General features: G+C 68.1%; 13 protein-coding genes. 6 read left to right on the forward strand and 7 right to left on the reverse strand.

The features are described 5' to 3' along the window. The first annotated feature begins 391 nt into the window (after positions 1-391). Complete coding sequence (locus HTA01S_RS16290; RefSeq protein ID WP_407656118.1) at positions 392-1,018, forward strand: type IV toxin-antitoxin system AbiEi family antitoxin domain-containing protein; 627 nt, start codon at positions 392-394, stop codon at positions 1,016-1,018. Further along, entirely contained in the window at positions 1,015-1,896 is an 882-nt protein-coding gene (locus HTA01S_RS16295) for a nucleotidyl transferase AbiEii/AbiGii toxin family protein (RefSeq protein ID WP_068173776.1), read from the forward strand. The genes HTA01S_RS16290 and HTA01S_RS16295 overlap by 4 nt, the downstream gene beginning before the upstream one ends. Here the strand turns inward: HTA01S_RS16295 and HTA01S_RS16300 are convergent. The 4 genes from HTA01S_RS16300 to HTA01S_RS16315 form a co-directional block, all read right to left on the reverse strand. Then, complete coding sequence (locus HTA01S_RS16300; protein WP_068173778.1) at positions 1,890-5,054, reverse strand: error-prone DNA polymerase; 3,165 nt, start codon at positions 5,052-5,054, stop codon at positions 1,890-1,892. The genes HTA01S_RS16295 and HTA01S_RS16300 overlap by 7 nt on opposite strands. Then, positions 5,051-6,352, reverse strand: coding sequence for a Y-family DNA polymerase (locus HTA01S_RS16305; protein WP_068173779.1), 1,302 nt, complete (start codon positions 6,350-6,352; stop codon positions 5,051-5,053). Before HTA01S_RS16305 ends, HTA01S_RS16300 begins: the two co-directional genes overlap by 4 nt. Beyond that, on the reverse strand, positions 6,297-7,151 hold the full coding sequence (gene imuA, locus HTA01S_RS16310) for a translesion DNA synthesis-associated protein ImuA (RefSeq protein WP_084236165.1): 855 nt from the start codon (positions 7,149-7,151) through the stop codon (positions 6,297-6,299). Before imuA ends, HTA01S_RS16305 begins: the two co-directional genes overlap by 56 nt. Positions 7,152-7,306: 155 nt before the next feature. Continuing rightward, positions 7,307-7,987, reverse strand: a complete 681-nt coding sequence (locus tag HTA01S_RS16315) for a DUF4286 family protein (protein ID WP_068173781.1) — start codon at positions 7,985-7,987, stop codon at positions 7,307-7,309. A gap of 402 nt (positions 7,988-8,389) precedes the next feature. Here HTA01S_RS16315 and HTA01S_RS16320 point away from each other — a divergent pair, with 402 nt between their 5' ends. From HTA01S_RS16320 to HTA01S_RS16330, 3 genes are all read left to right on the forward strand, one after another. Next, complete coding sequence (locus HTA01S_RS16320; RefSeq protein ID WP_068173809.1) at positions 8,390-8,788, forward strand: hypothetical protein; 399 nt, start codon at positions 8,390-8,392, stop codon at positions 8,786-8,788. Positions 8,789-8,974: 186 nt separating this feature from the next. After that, positions 8,975-11,212, forward strand: coding sequence for a copper-transporting P-type ATPase (locus HTA01S_RS16325; RefSeq protein ID WP_068173784.1), 2,238 nt, complete (start codon positions 8,975-8,977; stop codon positions 11,210-11,212). 130 nt (positions 11,213-11,342) lie between these two features. Beyond that, the gene (locus tag HTA01S_RS16330) at positions 11,343-12,599 is read left to right on the forward strand and encodes an Hsp70 family protein (RefSeq protein WP_068173786.1); all 1,257 of its coding nucleotides are present in this window, start codon (positions 11,343-11,345) and stop codon (positions 12,597-12,599) included. Here the strand turns inward: HTA01S_RS16330 and HTA01S_RS16335 are convergent, their stop codons facing one another. Together HTA01S_RS16335 and HTA01S_RS16340 are read right to left on the reverse strand one after the other, a co-directional pair. Then, complete coding sequence (locus HTA01S_RS16335) at positions 12,600-13,529, reverse strand: aldose 1-epimerase (protein ID WP_068173788.1); 930 nt, start codon at positions 13,527-13,529, stop codon at positions 12,600-12,602. Positions 13,530-13,547: 18 nt separating this feature from the next. Continuing rightward, positions 13,548-14,552 carry an SMP-30/gluconolactonase/LRE family protein gene (locus HTA01S_RS16340; RefSeq protein ID WP_084236167.1) on the reverse strand — a complete coding sequence of 335 codons (1,005 nt, stop codon included), beginning with the start codon at positions 14,550-14,552 and terminating at the stop codon, positions 13,548-13,550. 122 nt (positions 14,553-14,674) lie between these two features. Here HTA01S_RS16340 and HTA01S_RS16345 point away from each other — a divergent pair, with 122 nt between their 5' ends. Then, entirely contained in the window at positions 14,675-15,481 is an 807-nt protein-coding gene (locus HTA01S_RS16345; protein ID WP_068173789.1) for an SDR family NAD(P)-dependent oxidoreductase, read from the forward strand. Positions 15,482-15,689: 208 nt separating this feature from the next. On the opposite strand, the gene HTA01S_RS25720 is transcribed toward HTA01S_RS16345, so the two are convergent. Beyond that, complete coding sequence (locus tag HTA01S_RS25720; RefSeq protein ID WP_245638105.1) at positions 15,690-16,472, reverse strand: right-handed parallel beta-helix repeat-containing protein; 783 nt, start codon at positions 16,470-16,472, stop codon at positions 15,690-15,692. Between the last annotated feature and the right edge of the window lie 758 nt (positions 16,473-17,230).

Consider the following 17,230-nt stretch of genomic DNA (forward strand, 5'->3'; position numbering starts at 1 on the left):
TCCGTTATCTCAGGATAGTACTAGGAGCTAGGCATCTTCCAAGCTCTGTAGCGAGAGATATCTTGAAAGTGGCACTCCACCCCTCCCTGGAGAAAGAGCCTAGAAGACGAGCAATTGCTCCCATGTGCCGATGGTTTGGGGCCTACAAGGTCAAGACCACCGATGGCAGCACGACCCTGACCACCGGGTTTCGCACCAAACACATCAAAAGGAAGTGAGCCGACGTGTTCGGTCATAGGCTGATTCCTTCAGTGGACATCCCTGCTCTTGGTGGTCAGCCTTCCCAGCAGTTGCAAAAGGTCTTCAATCCGTATGGTGATCAGTTTGCAGTTCAAATGACTGTTCCAATTATTCGTCAAATATATACAATCGACGCATAAATGGAACAAACATGGACCCCATGCCACTCGACGCTGAAAGCCCCACCCACACCCAGCGCGTCCACGATCTGATGGCGAGCAAGGGGTTGCTGCGCCCGAGAGACCTTGATGCCATGGGTGTGCCCCGGGTGACGCTGACGCGCATGACCGCCGCCGGTTTGCTGGAACGGGTGGGCCGCGGCCTCTATCGGCTGTCCGACCATCCGACGACAGAAAACGAAAGCCTGCTGACCGTGGCCCGGCGGGTGCCGCAGGCGGTGTTCTGCCTGCTGACCGCGCTGCAATTCCACGAGCTCACCACCCAGTTGCCGCGCCAGGTGTGGATCGCCATGCCGCGAGGTAGCCACGCGCCCCGGCTCGACTACCCACCCATCAGGATGGTGCAGTTCACGGGCGAGGCCTATTCGGCCGGCATCGAGGTGGTCGAGCGCGATGGTGTGGCGCTGCGGGTGTACAGCGTCGCCAAGACCGTGGCCGATTGTTTCAAGCACCGCCACAAGATCGGCCTGGACGTGGCGCTGGAGGCACTGAAGGAAGCGAGGGCTCAGCGCAAGGCCACGGCCGACGATCTGTGGCACTGCGCCAAGGTGTGCCGCGTGGCCCAGGTGATGCGCCCTTATCTGGAGGCCATTGAATGACCCTGGATGTGGCGCAGTCGGTGCGGGCGCGTTTGCTGAACCTGGCCAAGGCCGAGGGGGTGGACTTCAACCAGGTGCTGGTGCGCTTTGCGCTGGAACGCATGCTCTACCGGTTGAGTCGGTCGACGCATGCTGAACGCTTCGTGCTCAAGGGCGCACTGCTGTTCACCCTCTGGTACGACATGCCACACCGCGCCACGCGCGACGCGGACTTGCTGGGTTTCGGGGCCAGCGATCTGGCCTCGGTGGTGCAGACCTTCCGCGACATTGCCAGCGTCGAGGCGGACGATGGCATCCGCTTCGATCCGGCGTCGGTGAGCGCCGAAGACATCCGCAAGGGGGCCGGCTATGCCGGAGCGCGGGTCCTGATCAGCGCGGACATCGCCAGGGCGCGTTGCAAGACACAAATCGACATCGGCTTTGGCGATGCGGTCACGCCCGCGCCGGTGGAGGCGGTCTACCCGGTGTTGATCGCCGACCTGCCCGCTCCTCGCTTGCGCACCTACCCGGTGTACACGGTCATCGCCGAGAAGCTGCACGCGGTGGCCCTGCTCGGCATGATCAACAGCCGCTTGAAGGACTACCTGGATGTATCGGTCTTGCTGGAACGCGAAACGCTGGATGTCGGCACGCTGGCGCAGGCCATTGCCGCCACGTTTGAACGGCGTGGCATGGCGGTGCCCGTGGCGCTGCCGGTGGGGCTGACCGACGAGTTCGCAAACGACCCCACCCGCCAGGCGCTTTGGCAGGCCTTTCTGAAAAAGAACGGACTGAGCCTGCAGCCGCTGCCCGCCACGGTGGCGGCGCTGCGAGCGGTGTTGGGCCCAGCGCTGCAGGTTGCTGCAGCCCGCACGCGCACCGTTCCATCCGGTCAATGAAAATCCCGGCTCTCCGTCGCCAGCCGGCCCAACAGCGGCGTGAGGTCTTCCAGGTGGCCGGCGATGAGGTTGCAGACTTCACCTTCGCGCTGCCACACGCCGTGCACGGCCATCAGGCGTGAGCGGATGAGTTCGCTGCGCTGGCGCTCGCGCAGGGCTTTCCAGACGATGACTTGCACCACGCCGGTCTCGTCTTCCAGCGTCACGAAGACCACGCCTTTGGAGGTTTCGGGTTGCTGGCGGCCGGTGACGATGCCGCAGGCGCGCACGAGGCGGCCGTCGGGCGCGTCTTTCAGCGCTGCGGCGGTCATGAAGCGGCGTGCCTGCAGCCGCTCGCGCAGCAAGGCCAGCGGGTGGCGGCGCAGGGTGAGGCCCAGGCTGGCGTAGTCCCATACGATGGCCTCGCCTTCGGGGGCTTCGGGCAGGGTCAGCGCGGCTTCGTCCACCGGTGCTTCCTTGAGCAGCTCGGGCGGGGCTTTGAGGGCGGCGGCGTCCCAGACCTGCTGTCTTCTGTGTCCACTGAGGGATTGCAGCGCGTCGGCGGCGGCGAGTTGTTGCATGGCTTGCTGGTCCAGCTCAGAGCGGCGGGCGAGGTCTTCTGAATCCGTGAATGCCGCTTCTTTGCGCGCAGACACGAGGCGTTGCGCTTCGTCGTGCGACAGACCACTGACCAGCCGCAAGCCCAAGCGCACGGCGGGCAGGATGGGTTCGGGGGCGGCCCTCACCCCTGCCCTCTCCCAGAGGGAGAGGGGGTCGGACACTTCGTCCGCTGAGGCTTCTTCTTCCAGCGTGCAGTCCCAGTCGCTCAGCATCACGTCCACCGGCCGCACTTCCACGCCATGGCGCTTCGCGTCCTGCACGAGCTGGCTGGGTGAATAGAAACCCAGCGGCTGGCTGTTGAGCAGGCCGGCCAGGAATTCGGCCGGGTGGTGGCGCTTGATCCAGCTGCTGTCGTAGACCAGCAGCGCGAAGCTGACCGCGTGGCTTTCGGGGAAGCCGTAGCTGGAAAAGCCTTTCACCTGCTCGACCACGCGCTGCGCGAAGTCGAGCGGGTAGCCGTTGCGCGTCATGCCGTCGATCAGGCGGTGCTCGTACTGGCCGAGGCCGCCCGTGCGCCGCCACGCGCCCATGGCGCGGCGCAGGGCGTCGGCCTCGCCGGGCGTGAAATCGGCCGCGATCATGGCGATCTGCATGCACTGCTCCTGGAACACGGGCACGCCCAGCGTGCGTTTGAGCGCGGCTTCGAGCCCCTTGGGGTAGTCCACCCGCTCCTTGCCCTGGCGGCGGTTCAGGTAGGGGTGGACCGCGCCGCCCTGGATGGGGCCGGGCCGCACCAGCGCCACCTCGACCACCAGGTCGTAGAACTCGCGCGGCCGCAGGCGCGGCAGCATGCTCATCTGCGCGCGGCTCTCGATCTGGAACACGCCCACGGTGTCGGCGGCGCAGATCATGTCGTAGGTGGCTTCGTCCTTGTCGGGGATGTCCTGCAGGCGGAATGCAAACCCTTTGCGCTGGCTGATGAAGTCGAGCGACTTGCGGATCGCAGTGAGCATGCCCAGCGCGAGCACGTCCACCTTGAGCAGGCCCATGGCGTCGAGGTCGTCCTTGTCCCACTCGATCACGGTGCGGTCGGCCATGGTGGCGTTTTCGATCGGTACCAGGCGCGAGAGCGGGCCGCGCGTGAGCACGAAGCCGCCGGTGTGCTGCGAGAGGTGGCGCGGAAAACCCATGAGCTGGCCGGTGAGTTCGACGAGCTGGCGCACCTTCAGACTGTCCGGGTCCAGCCCGGCTTCGCGGATGCGCTCGGGCGCGAAGCCGTCCTCGCCCCACCAGCGGTGGCCGCTGCCCAGCGCGTCGAGTGACGCCTCATCGAACCCCAGGGCCTTGCCCACGTCGCGCAGGGCGCTGCGCGGGCGGTAGCTGATGACGGTGGCGGTGAGTGCGGCGCGCTCACGGCCGTATTTGCGGTAGAGGTACTGGATGACTTCTTCGCGCCGCTCGTGCTCGAAGTCCACGTCGATGTCGGGCGGCTCGTTGCGCTCGCGCGAGATGAAGCGCTCGAACAGCACCGAGGCGCGCGCCGGGTCCACCTCGGTGATGCCCAGGCAGTAGCAGACCGCGCTGTTGGCCGCCGAGCCCCGGCCCTGGCAGAGGATGTGCTGCGAGCGCGCGAAGGCGACGATGTCGTACACGGTGAGGAAGTAGTGTTCGTAGCGCAGCTCGGCAATGAGCGCGAGCTCGTGTTCCACCTGCTGCCGCACTTTGTCTGTCGTGCCGGCGGGCCAGCGCTGGCGCATGCCCTCGTAGGCCAGGCGGCGCAGGTGGCTGGCCGGCGTTTCACCCGGCGGCACGACTTCGCTGGGGTACTGGTACGCCAGCTCGTCGAGCGAGAAGGCGCAGCGCCCGGCGACCTTCAGCGTCTCGGCCAGCAGCGCTTCGGGGTAACTCTGTGCCAATTCCAGGCGCGAGCGCAGGCGCTGCTCGGCATTGGGCGCGAGCGCGTGGCCGCATTCGATCAAGGGCTTGCCGATGCGTGTGGCGGTGAGCACGTCCTGCAGGGCCTTGCGCGAGCGCACGTGCATGTGCACGTCGCCCACGGCCACCAGCGGCACGGCGGTGAGCTCGCTGCTCTGGCGCAGCCGATGCAGGCGCACCTCGTCGTCCATCAGCTGCAGTTGCTCCACGCCCAGCCAGCAGCGGCCCAGAAAATGCAGCAACAGCCAGCGCGCCACGCTGTCCATCTGCGCCTGGCTGCTGCCGCGCTGCGGGACCGCGATCACGAGGCAGTCGGCCAGCGTGTCGGCGCTGATGTTCTTCCGTGTGAGGCGGTACGTGCCCTTGGGCGCCGTGCGGCGCAGCCGGGTGATGAACTCGCAGAGGTTGCCGTAACCGTTGAGGTTGGTGGCGAGCACGACGAGGGTGAACGGCGCGTCGCACGACACGCTGAACTGGCTGCCCACGAGCAGCTTCAGACCCCGCTTTTTCGCGGCCACATGGGCGCGCACGATGCCGGCCAGCGAACACTCGTCGGTGAGCGCGAGCGCGCTGTAGCCCAGCGCCTGGGCGCGCTCCACCAGCTCTTCGGGCTTGCTCGCGCCGCGCAGGAAGCTGAAGTTGGAGAGGCAGCGCAGTTCGGCGTAGTGGGGAATGCTGGTCATGCAAACACCCCATGCAGGAACCACGCGGGCGCCTCGTCCAGCCGGGTCTGGAACACCCACAACACGCCCGCCTCCGACTGCGCGACCCAGTAGTCGCGCACCACTTGGCGCATCTGCCCGGCGGCTTCATCGCGGTCCCACCAGCCACCGTCCACCCGCTGCGGGCCGGCCAGCAGTTGCAGCTCGCCCTGGTAATACGGCCGGTTGCCACGCATCAGCAGCCTGAGCGGCGCGGGAAGGATGAAGCCGGGCTGCGGCAGATCGCTGACCGTGGCGGACTTTCGGGGCAAGGGCTCGGCGGCCGGCTGCCAGCGGCACATCCACTCGGGCCGGTGGTCTTCGCACAGCACCGGGCGCACCACACGCTGCGGCCCCAGGCGGGCGGCGATGCGCTCCAGCACCAGGTGCAGCGTCTCGCCCTGGCGCACGGTGTCGGGCAGCAACGAGGCACTGGTTTCTTCCAGCGGCCGCACGTCGTCGGCCGTCAACAGCAGATCGCCCACCGGCGCCAGCAGTTCCACCCGGGCCAGGTGTTCGGCGAGCAGGCGGCACAGGTGCTCCAGGTGGCGCGTGGGCTCGGCCGTGCGCACGGTGAGGCTGCCGCCCTCGCCAGCCGATTTCGCACGCATCGCGTCGTGCGCCCAGTGCAGGGTGAACGCGGTGGTGCCGCTGTGGCGCGCGGCGAGCCAGCCACAGAGCGAGAGCAGCAGGCGGCGCGCGCCGAACAGCAGGGCCGGGGCGTCGTCCACGCGGAACATGAGCTCCAGCCGCTGCGCGAAGCGCTCGGGCAGCGCGATCCAGCGGTGCACCTCGGGTGCGCGGCCGTAGGCCCGGTCGAGCGCGGCGAGCAGCTGTTTGTCGAAACGCCGGCCGATGCCCCCGCGCGGCAGGCGCCGCACGTCGCCCAGGGTCCGACAACCGATGTGCGCCAGCGTGAGGCGGTGCGGCCGCACGGCGCTGAGCGTTTCCATGGGCAGGGCGTCGAGCGACACGTCCAGGGGTTGGCGAAAACCGTCGTCCACACCGGCACGCGCCAGCGCCAGCGCGGCCAGGCTGTTGGGCGCCCAGGCGATCCGGCTCACGCCCAGCTCGGCGCCTTCCGACGCCACACGCTCGCGCAGCGCGCGCCAGCCACCAAACAGGCGCACGCTGGCCGCCAGCTCCATGACCACGGCTTCGTCGGCGACAGCAACCCGGGGCGTGAATTGGAGGGCCCAGATCGCCAGCGCCTGCAGCGCCGCGTCAGTGGGCGACGCGGTGTCGTCGGGGGCCGGCAGCAGGAGCGCTGACCAGAGCATGGTCGGCCTCACGGGAAAAAGAAGACGGGACGGTCTGCGGCGCCGGGTCGCGTGGTGCCAGGGTGCTGGGCTTCAGCAGCCGCGGTGTCAGGATGGTCTGCAGGCCGCCGGGCACGGAAGGCAGGTGCAGCGTGGTGTCCAGCGGCGGGCCCTTGCGTTTGAGCACGTTCACCAGCAGCTCCCAGTCCGCCCCCACGCGGGCGAGCAGGCGCAGCGGCGCGGCCGACGACTCGTGCGCGGCCGCGCTGGGGCGGCACAGAAACACCGGTCCCTCGCAGCTGGACGCGAGCACCTGCAGGCGGCGCACCTGCTCGGGACGCGCCTGGGGCAGCCAGGCGATCAGGGCGCCGCAGGCGTTGGCCTTGACCAGCTGTTCGGCCGACCACAGGCGCTCGGACGCGGTGTCGGCCTGCACCCAGACCAGATGGCGCTCGGTGACGCCTTCGAACCGCAGGCCCGGCAGATGCGGTTGCCGGGGCGGGCCGACCACCACCACGCTGCGCCCGGCGGCGCAGACCTGGCGCAGCAGCGGGCCGAGCAGGCGCCATTCCAGGGTGCCGCTCTGGGCGCTCAGGATCTCGGTCACCGCGTGGCCGGGCCAGCCGCCGCCGGGCAGTTGGGCGTCCAGCTCGGCAAAACCGCTGGGCGACACGGCCGACACCGGGCTGCCCAGCTGGTCGCCGCGCCAGAGCGCCGCCGCCACGGCCGCCGGCAACCCGCCCGGCGGGCACGCCGGGCGAGAAGGGCTGGGGGTGGCGGCAGACGGATCGTCGGCCGGCCAGGCGGGGGCGGCTTGCATGGGGCGGGGGCGCTGGGGTGGCTCAAATACTGGTTATGTGTACAGTATATGAAAGCCCGAGGGCTGTCCAGCGGCGGCACCCCATGCCCGGGCCAACCCCATGGGTGCCGGGCGCACCCCGTCAGGCCGCCTAGGCGATCCCGCCCGCTGCGGGGCTACTGGATCTCGGGCACCGTGGCCGAATGGGAGAGCGCGTAGAGCCCGTTGACCTGGCCCGGGCGGGCGCCGAGCTTGGTCAGGTTGTCTTCGGAAAACAGCGTCTGCGCCAGCTCGCCCAGCATCGCGGCGTCGTACCCGCAGGCCACCAGCACCCAGTCCGCCGTCTGGTCCGCGCCGCGGATCCTCTGCTCCGTGGTCGTAGCGATGGGGGGTGTCTCGTGCCGCAGCAGGTGCACGCCGGCCAGGCCCGGCAACCCCATCCACTGGGCCATGCGCGGCTTCAGCGCCGCCAGCAGCTCGGCGCCGCGCCCGCTCGCGGGCGACAGCCGCACCGTGAGTGCCTGGCGCGCCACGCCCGCGCCCCGGCTCGCCAGCACCCGGCACTGGCTGCGCACCATGTGGCGGTGGTGCGGCATCATCTGTGCCGACCAGGGCGACGGCGCGTTCAGCGAGGCCAGGTAATCCGGCGACGACAAGGTTTCGTACGACGCCAGTTCGTACATGACGAAGACGCCCTCGCCCCCGCTCGCGCTGGTCCAGCGGGAGGCGCGGTGAAAGCCGGGAAGGCCCAGGCGCTCGGGAAAATGTTCGTGCGAGTGCCAGTGCTCGAATTCCGCCCGCACGTCGGGAGCGATGTCCCACCACATCGCGAGGCAGGCTTTTCCGAGAAGAGACATAGACCGATCCTCCGGTTGTGAAGTGGCGGTGAAGGAAGCCCTTCGCACACGGCATCCGTCGCGTCCCGCACAAGGTTGAAAGGGGGGTTTGATGCCCATCATGCCACCGGAGCAGGCGGTGGGCCGCCAGAGCGCGCCGGCTTGATCTGGCGCAGCACATCGGACAGGCAAAGGTCTATGCTGCCCCTTCAAGCCTGCCCGCTGCGCCTGACGCTGTGGCGCCGGACCATGGTCAGGCCTGGGGATCCCGTTCCCGCGTTGGCTGTGCCAGGGCACAGCCGCTTTGCTTTTCAACAGGAGATGTCCATGACCCCGCTCAAGACCTTGCTCGCCGTTTCAACCCTCGCCCTGCTCACCGCCTGCGCAGGGCCGGGCCGGCCCGGTTATGGCCCCAGAGGCGCCATGGCCACACCGGCCGGCCCGCACGCCGCCCACCACCCCGGCGCGGCACCGGCAGCGGCCCCCGCCGCCCCGATGGCGGCGATGCAGGACCGCATGAAAACCATGCAGGCCATGCACGACAAGATGATGAACGCCAAGACCCCGGAAGAACGACAGGCGCTGATGGCCGAACACATGAAGACCATGCAGGAGGGCATGAACTCCATGAGGGGCATGAAGGGGATGGGAGGCATGGGCGGCATGAAAGGCATGGGCATGGGTGGCATGGGCCAGGGCATGCCCGCCGATCCGGCGCAGCGCCAGCAGATGATGGAAATGCGCATGGACATGATGCAGACCATGATGGAAATGATGATGCAGCGCATGCCCGGCGCCGCCACGCCAGCCCCGGCCAAATAAGGGCGCACAGGCCAGCCGCTGGCCCCTGCGCCCCGGCCGGCATGAAAACCCCTGGCGCGGCCAGGGCTTGACATTGACATGATGTCAAGGCACAGACTGCCTTCCTGAACAGCCCGCCACGCTGCGCACAGCGCGGTGGGCTGGCCTGGCCCATGAATCCGGTGCGACACAGGAAAGGCCCCTGCCATGGAGATGAAGACACACGACGTCCACGCCCCAGGTCATGACCATGGGCACGACCACTCGCATGCGCACCACCACGGGCACGGCGCACCCGATGGCAGCCCCACCCAGCCGGCGCCACCCGCCGCGCCGGGCACGGTCTACACCTGCCCCATGCACCCGGAGATCCGCCAGGACCACCCCGGCAACTGCCCCAAGTGCGGCATGACGCTGGAGCCCCTGCTGCCCGAGCTGGAGGAGCAGGAGAACCCCGAACTCAAGGATTTCCAGCGCCGCTTCTGGTGGACGCTGCCGCTCACCATCGTGGTCACCGTGCTGGCCATGGCCGGTCACAGCCTGGGCTGGTTCGACATGGCGGTGCAGAGCTGGATCGAACTCGTGCTCTCGGTGCCGATCGTGTTGTGGGCCGGCTGGCCCTTCTTCGTGCGCGGCGCGCAGTCGGTGGTGAACCGCAGTCCCAACATGTGGACCCTGATCGGTCTGGGCACCGGCGCGGCCTTTGTGTACAGCGTGGTCGCCACGGTGGCGCCGCAGGTGTTCCCCGATTCGTTCCTCTCCATGGGACGCGTGGCGGTGTATTTCGAAGCGGCCGCGGTGATCATCTCGCTCACCTTGCTGGGGCAATTGCTGGAGCTCAAGGCGCGTTCGCAGACCTCGGCGGCCATCCGTTCGCTGCTGGGCCTGGCGCCCAAGACCGCGCGCCGCATCGGCGCCGATGGCCAGGAAGAAGACGTGCCGCTGGGCCACGTGCACGTGGGCGATCTGCTGCGCGTGCGCCCGGGTGAAAAAGTGCCGGTAGACGGCACCGTGGTCGAGGGCAGCAGCGCGCTCGACGAATCCATGCTCACCGGCGAGCCGCTGCCGGTCACAAAGCGGGTGGGCGACAAGCTGATCGGCGCCACGCTCAACACCAGCGGCGCGCTGGTGATGCGCTCCGAACACGTGGGCTCGGCCACCGTGCTGGCGCAGATCGTGCAGATGGTGGCCATGGCGCAGCGCTCGCGCGCGCCCATGCAACGCATGGCCGACCAGGTGGCGGGCTACTTCGTGGTCGGCGTGGTGGTCGCTGCCCTGCTCACCTTCCTGGGCTGGGGCCTGTTCGGGCCCGAGCCGAGCTGGGTCTATGCCCTGATCAACGCGGTGGCCGTGCTCATCATTGCCTGCCCCTGCGCCCTGGGGCTGGCCACGCCCATGTCCATCATGGTGGCGACCGGGCGCGGCGCCACGCACGGCGTGCTGTTCCGCGACGCCGCCGCCATCGAGAAACTGCGCCAGGTGAACACGCTGATCGTTGACAAGACCGGCACCCTGACCGAAGGGCATCCGAGCTTCGAGCGGGCGCTGGGCTTTGGTGGATTTTCCGAGGACGAGGTGTTGCGCCTGGCCGCCAGCCTCGACCAGGGCAGCGAACACCCGCTGGCCGCCGCCATCGTGGCCGCTGCGAGGCAGCAGGGGCTGGTGCTGGACAAGCCCGAGCGGTTCGACTCCGAATCCGGCATCGGCGTGCGCGGTGTCGTGGGCTCGCGCTCGCTGGCGCTGGGCAACACCGCGCTAATGCAGCAGCTCGGGGTGGATGTGTCGCCGCTGGCCGCCGAGGCCGAGGCCCTGCGTGGACAGGGCGCCAGCGTCATGCACCTGGCGGTGGACCAGACCCTGGCCGGTCTGCTGGCGGTGTCGGACCCAGTCAAGGCCACCACGGCCGATGCCCTGGCCTCGCTGCGCCAGGCCCACATCCGCGTGGTGATGGCCACCGGCGACGGCCTGACCACGGCACGCGCCGTGGGCCAGCGCCTGGGCATCGACGAGGTGCATGGTGAGGTCAAACCGGCCGACAAGCTCAAGCTGGTCGAACGCCTCCAGGCCGAGGGTTGTGTGGTGGCGATGGCGGGCGACGGCATCAACGACGCACCGGCGCTGGCGCGTGCCGATGTCGGCATCGCCATGGGCACCGGCACCGACGTGGCCATGAACAGCGCCCAGCTCACCCTGGTGAAGGGCGATCTGCGCGGCATCGCCACGGCGCGTGCGCTGTCGGTGGCCACCGTGGCCAACATGAAGCAGAACCTGGCCTTCGCCTTTGCCTACAACGCGCTGGGCATCCCGCTGGCCGCGGGCCTGCTCTACCCGTTCACCGGCTGGCTGCTCTCACCCATGATCGCGGCGCTGGCCATGAGCCTGAGCTCGGTGTCGGTCATCGGCAACGCCCTGCGGCTGCGCGGCGCCGCCCTGCGCGAAGACTGAGAGCCGCGGCGCCGGGTGCCCGGCGCCACAAGCTGGCAGAATCCCCGGTCCTCACGGGCTCGCCACCGCGGCGGCCCGCTGGCCCGGCCGCGCGCCGCGTGCCTTCCTTTTGCCCCCTTCCCCGCTTCCCATGACCCCTTCGCCCCAAGGCACCCTCGGCATCGACTTCGGCACCTCCAACTCGGCCATGGCCTGGGCCGACGCCCGGGGCACGGCGCGCCTGATACCGCTGGAGGGCGAGGCGGTGTCCATGCCCACGGCGGTGTTCTACAACGCCGAAGACCACCAGACGCACTTCGGGCGCGACGCGGTGGCGCAGTACCTGGCCGGCACCGACGGGCGGCTGATGCGCTCGCTCAAGAGCCTGCTGGGCAGCCCGCTGCTGATGGAGAAGACCGAAGTCAACCACCAGCAGATCAGCTTCCAGGAGATCGTGGCCACCTTCCTCGCGGCGCTGCGCGAGCGCGCCGCGCAGGCGCTGGGCGGCGTGGCGCCCACGCGGGTGGTGATGGGGCGGCCGGTGCACTTCGTGGACGACGACCCCGAGCGCGACGCGCTGGCCCAGCGCTCGCTGCTGGAGGCGGCGCAGTCGGTCGGGTTCGAGCAGGTGTCGTTCCAGCTGGAGCCGATCGCCGCCGCGCTGGACTACGAACGCCGCCTGGTGCGCGAGAGCCTGGTGCTGGTGGTGGACCTGGGCGGCGGCACCTCGGACTTCACCGTGGTGCGCCTGGGGCCGCAGCGCATGGTGCTGGCCGAGCGCGCTGCCGATGTGCTGGCCACCACGGGCGTGCACATCGGCGGCACCGATTTCGACCACCGGCTCAGCCTGGAGCAGGTGATGCCGCTGCTGGGCTACCGGCACCTGGGACCGCAACAGCGCGAGGTGCCCAGCCGCGTGTTCTTCGACCTCTCCACCTGGCACCTGATCCAGTGGCTGTACCTGCCGCGCGCGCTGAGCCAGGCGCAGGCGCTGCGCGTGAACTACACCGACACGCGCCTGCACGAGCGGCTGATGAAGGTGCTGCGCCACCGCGAGGGGCACCGCATCGCCCACGAGGTGGAGCAGGCCAAGATCCGCTGCTCGCAGCAGGGCGAGCACACCGTGGTGGACCTGTCGGAGGTGGAGCCGGCCTTGAGCGCGCCCATGGGCCCGGCCGACATGCAGGAGCATCTGGCGGCCCTGCTGGCGCGCACCGTGGCCTGTGCGCGCGAATGCGTGCAGCGCGCGGGCCTGAGCGACGGTGCGCTCGATGCGATCTACCTCACCGGCGGATCCTCGGCCTTGCGGCCCTTCCAGCAGGCGCTGCAGGCCGAGTTCCCCGGTGTGGCCCTGGTCGAAGGCGACCTGTTCGGCGGCGTGGCCTCGGGCCTGGCGTACAGCCCCTGATCAGCGCGCGCCGGCCGGCAAGGCGCCCCAGCGCCACTGCACGTTGAGCGCAAACGCTTCGCCCTGCGCCAGCACGCGCAGGCCCGGCTGGCCAGGCAGGTGGAAGGCGTCGATGGGCTGGGTGATGGGCTCGAAGCAGAACGCCGGGCCTTGCGGCGGGCGGTAGATCAGGCAGTAGTGCTGGGCGGCGGCGCCGTCGCGCTCGAAATCGGGCATGGTGGCGGTGAGCTGCAGGCCGCGCTCGGGCCACTCGATGCGGGCGCTGCCACCCCAGCCGGTGTAGCCGTTGTCGATCAGCGTGCCGTGGGCCGACACGCCTTCGTTGAGGTTCCAGCCGGGCGGGAACTGCGTGGTGTGCGCCACGGGCATCGGGTCGCCGCCACAGAGCCAGACGCCTTGCACCGGCGCGCTGATGCGCGTGGCGGGCGTGCGCGGGAACCAGGGGTGCACGCCGATGCCGTAGGGCAGTGGTTGCGCGCCCAGGTGGCGCACCTGCACGTGCTGGTCCAGCCCGCCGTCCACCAGCCGGAAGGTCTGCACGGCTTCGTAGTCGTGGGGGTTGCCCTGGAAAACCTGCGAGTGCAGCGTCATGACCAGGGTGTCGTCGGCCGGCTGCGTGAGCGCCCAGGGCTGCAGCCAGCCGTCGCCATGGATCGGGTAGGGCTCGCCTGCGCGGTTGTTCTGCATGGGGTGGAAACGCCCGTCGTGCGTGAAGCCACCGCCGCTGATGCGGTTGGACCAGGGCACCATGGGAAAGGAAGCCAGCTGGTACAGGTCGGGGGTGACACCGTCCCAGGGCCGCCAGAGGTCCACCGGCCCTTCCGGTTGATCGGCCTGCCAGGCGGCCACGCTGCCACCCAGCGTGGGGACCAGCCCCAGGTGCTGCCCCGCGTGGTGCAGCCAGACGATGGGGTGATGGGTCTCGGTCATCGGTGTGCTTTCGTCATATCAACCACCAAAGAGATTGGCCGGCAGGCCCGGGGCGTCCACCGAGACGGCGAACAGTCCCCCGGCCAGCGGCTCGGCGGCGAGTTGCTCGGGCGTGAGGCCGGTGCGCGCGGTGGAGATGAACAGCGTGCGCAGGTCGGGCCCGCCAAACGTGCAGGTGGTGACCTGGCTGACCGGCAGCATCACGCGGCCGAGCTCTTCGGCGGTCACCGGGTTGTGGCAGGTCACGCAGGCGCTGCCCCAGTGGGCGATCCACACCCGGCCCAGCGCGTCGGTGGTCAGGCCGTCGGGCAGGCCGTCGCCGGGTTCGAAGCGGTTCCAGAGCTGTTTGTTGCTCAGGGTGCCGGTGGTGGAGTCGCAGTCGTAGCGGTAGGTGCTGCCGCTGAGGGTGTCGTTGAAATACAGGCACAGGCGGCCCGCGTCCAGCGCCCAGGTGGGGCCGTTGGTCACCACGAAGCCCTCGTCGTGGCGCGTGCATTGACCGTCGGGGTCGTAGCGGTAGAGCGCGCCCGTGGGCGCCTCGCAGGCAAAGTCCATGCTGCCGGCCCAGAAGCGGCCTTGCGCGTCGCACTTGCCGTCGTTGAAGCGGTTGCCGGGCAGCTCGGGCTCGGGCTGGCACAGGTAACGGGGCTCGTGGTCGGTGGCGGGGTCAAACAGGGCAAAGCCCCGGCGCAGGGTGACGATCAGGCCCGGCGCGTTGGCGCGCTCGGCCAGCGCCGAAATCTCCTCGGCAAAGGTCCAGCTGCTGTGGTCGCCGCTGACCGGGTCCAGCCGGTGCAGCTGACAGGCCAGGATGTCCACCCAATACAGCACCTGCTCGCGCACCGACCAGAGCAGGCCTTCGCCCAGCTCGGCGCCCGCGGCCTGCAGGCAGCGCAAGGGGCCCACCACGGGTGGGAAAAAAGCGCTCGCCTGCAACCCGGCACCGGGGTTGTCCACGCCACCGCTCGCTGAAATGCCTTCGCCCTGCGGGCCGGCTTGGGAAAGGTCGGGAGCTGCGCTCATCGTTGTCTCCGGTTGTTGTTTCTGCACATGTCCGATGAATGCCTCTTGACGGGCCGCATCTTATCAACGCAAAGTGATGCCTGGAACAGATATTTTTCTCATCGATTGATATACATATTTATATGACTGATTTTTCAAGCACGCCCACCCCAGGCCCCGAAGCGGGTGGTCTCTCCCGGTTTCCCAGCCTGCGGAACCGCTCGGTCTTCGTCACCGGTGGCGGCAGCGGCATCGGGGCTGCCATCGTAGCGGCGTTTGCCGAGCAGGGCGCACGTGTCGCTTTCGTGGACGTGGCGCAGCAAGCCAGCGAAAGCCTGGCGCAGCAGATCGAGGACGCGGGCCACCCGCGCCCCTGGTGGCGCGTGTGCGACGTGCGCGATGTGGCGGCGCTGCAGGCGGCCATCCAGGACGCGGCGGGTGAGCTGGGCGACTTCTCGGTGCTGGTGAACAACGTGGCCAGCGACGACCGCCACACCCTGGAGTCGGTGACGCCCGACTATTACGACCAGCGCATGGCGATCAACGAGCGCCCGGCCTTCTTCGCGATCCAGGCGGTGGTGCCGGGCATGCGCCGGCTCGGTGCGGGTTCGGTGATCAACCTGGGCTCCACCGGCTGGCAGACCAAGGGCTCGGCCTACCCCTGCTACGCCATCGCCAAGTCGTCGGTGAACGGCCTCACCCGCGGCCTGGCCAAGACCCTGGGCCGCGACCGCATCCGCATCAACACGGTCTCGCCCGGCTGGGTCATGACCGAGCGCCAGATCCAGCTCTGGCTCGACGCCGAGGGCGAGCAGGACATCCAGCGCAACCAGTGCCTGCCCGACAAGCTGCGCCCGCAGGACATCGCACGCATGGTGCTGTTCCTGGGCTCGGACGACGCGGCCATGTGCACGGCGCAGGAGTTCAAGGTGGACGCGGGCTGGGCATAACAGGAAACACCCCGCCGCGCTGCGCTCGACCCCAGGGAACGGCGCTGGCCGTCCGGCCAAGCCGGCGTCCTGGGCTGTGGCGTTTCACGCGCCGGGGTGGTGTTCCGGCGCCTTCGAAAGCACTGAAATAAAAAAAAGGCCTCGCAACGTGCTGCGAGGCCTTGGTTGACTGGGGGGAGTCGGGTTGGGATGACCGGCCCATCGTCTTTCAGCGTGCGCAAACCCCGGTTGTGGCGGCCGCACCTGTCACAACGACGTTGTTGGTGACCACGCTGTTCGGTGAATTCACGTTGACCGCAGGCCCGGTAGCACCACCACTCTGGCAAACCGTGTTGTTACGTACCGTGGCGTTGCCGTCAGGCACGTCGCCGTTCTGGTACTCGTTGTGCCCCACGGAGATGCCGGTTTGGAACCTGTCCTGCGTATTGATGACCACGTTGCCCTCAATCACGATGCCCGGCGCCGACTGGACCGCCATCCCTGTGTTGCCCGCATTGATGAGCTTGTTGTTGCGCACTACAAAGTTGCGGAACCACTCGGCGGTGTCGTAGCCCTGCGTGATCGACATCTCCCAGCAGCCATCCGCTGCGGCGTCCTGTTCGACGCGGTTCCCCTCGATCAGCACCCCGTCCATCTGGCCGTGGAAGGTCATGTTGCCCCCGGTACACACCCCATTCACATTTGAATTTCTGTTGTAGTGGTTGTTGCGAATCACAATGTTGTATCCGCTGTACCCGGTCTTGCCTGACAGGTAGGTACCATGATCAAAACCCGACCCTCTGAAATTGTTCGCTTCGAATACGTTGTTTTCGATGACGGAATTCGAGAATTGACCCAGAATGCCCATGGCAGTGTTTCTACTGATACTGCTGTTGACAATGCGAAGGTTGTGCACCCCCGGGCTGCGATCTGCCTGCGATTGAATGGCAATTCCATAATTGGACATCTCTACACCATCAAGCGTCACATGGTGCACGCTTTGCAGAAACATGCCTGTACCTGAGCCTGGCCCGATGAAGCGAACGTTCCGGAATGTGTATCCACCGTCGAATGACGTATTTTGATAGTTGCCGAAAAAAATTGCATCACCGGTCGTATTGAAAACGGGCTTCGTTCCCGTGCCATAGTCCCCGATCAAGATAGGTTGAGTCTCCGTGGCGTTCAGGTTTTCCAGAATTACAAATGGCCACGAATAGCTGCCACCTCTTTCGAATAGAAGCTGCGTACCTGCCGGTAAGGTATTGATGTCAACACCCGCGCGATCTCTCTTGGGCAGCGCTGCTGTTCCTGGGTTTGTATTGACCCCTCCAGGGCTGAAATAAAGAACATTCCCGGCGGGTGCGGGTGCGGGTGCGGGTGCGGGTGCTGGGGCTGGGGCTGGGGCTGGGGCTGGGGCTGGGGCTGGGGCTGGGGCACTGGCATAACACGCCTTTAGCGCCCCCCTCAATAGATCGCCAAACGTGGCGCTATTGCAACTCACGCCATTGGAGAAGCCACGGGGGAAACTCCATTCACTGCCCGAACCATAGACCACGTTCGCGGTGCCATTGAAGCTGCATTGCTGTCCTTCAACGGCACACAAGGTGTAGCCCGCTGGAGGCGCTTTCAGAACAACCCTGGGCACCCGTGCTCGCATTCGTGCCGATGCCGATGCCGATGCTGGAGCTGGAGCTGGAGCTGGAGCTGGAGCTGAGGCTGAGGCTGAGGCTGAGGCTGAGGCTGAGGCTGAGGCTGAGGCTGAGGCTGAGG

This window comes from Hydrogenophaga taeniospiralis CCUG 15921, from assembly GCF_001592305.1.
In the GTDB taxonomy this organism is placed as follows: Bacteria; Pseudomonadota; Gammaproteobacteria; order Burkholderiales; family Burkholderiaceae_C; genus Hydrogenophaga; species Hydrogenophaga taeniospiralis.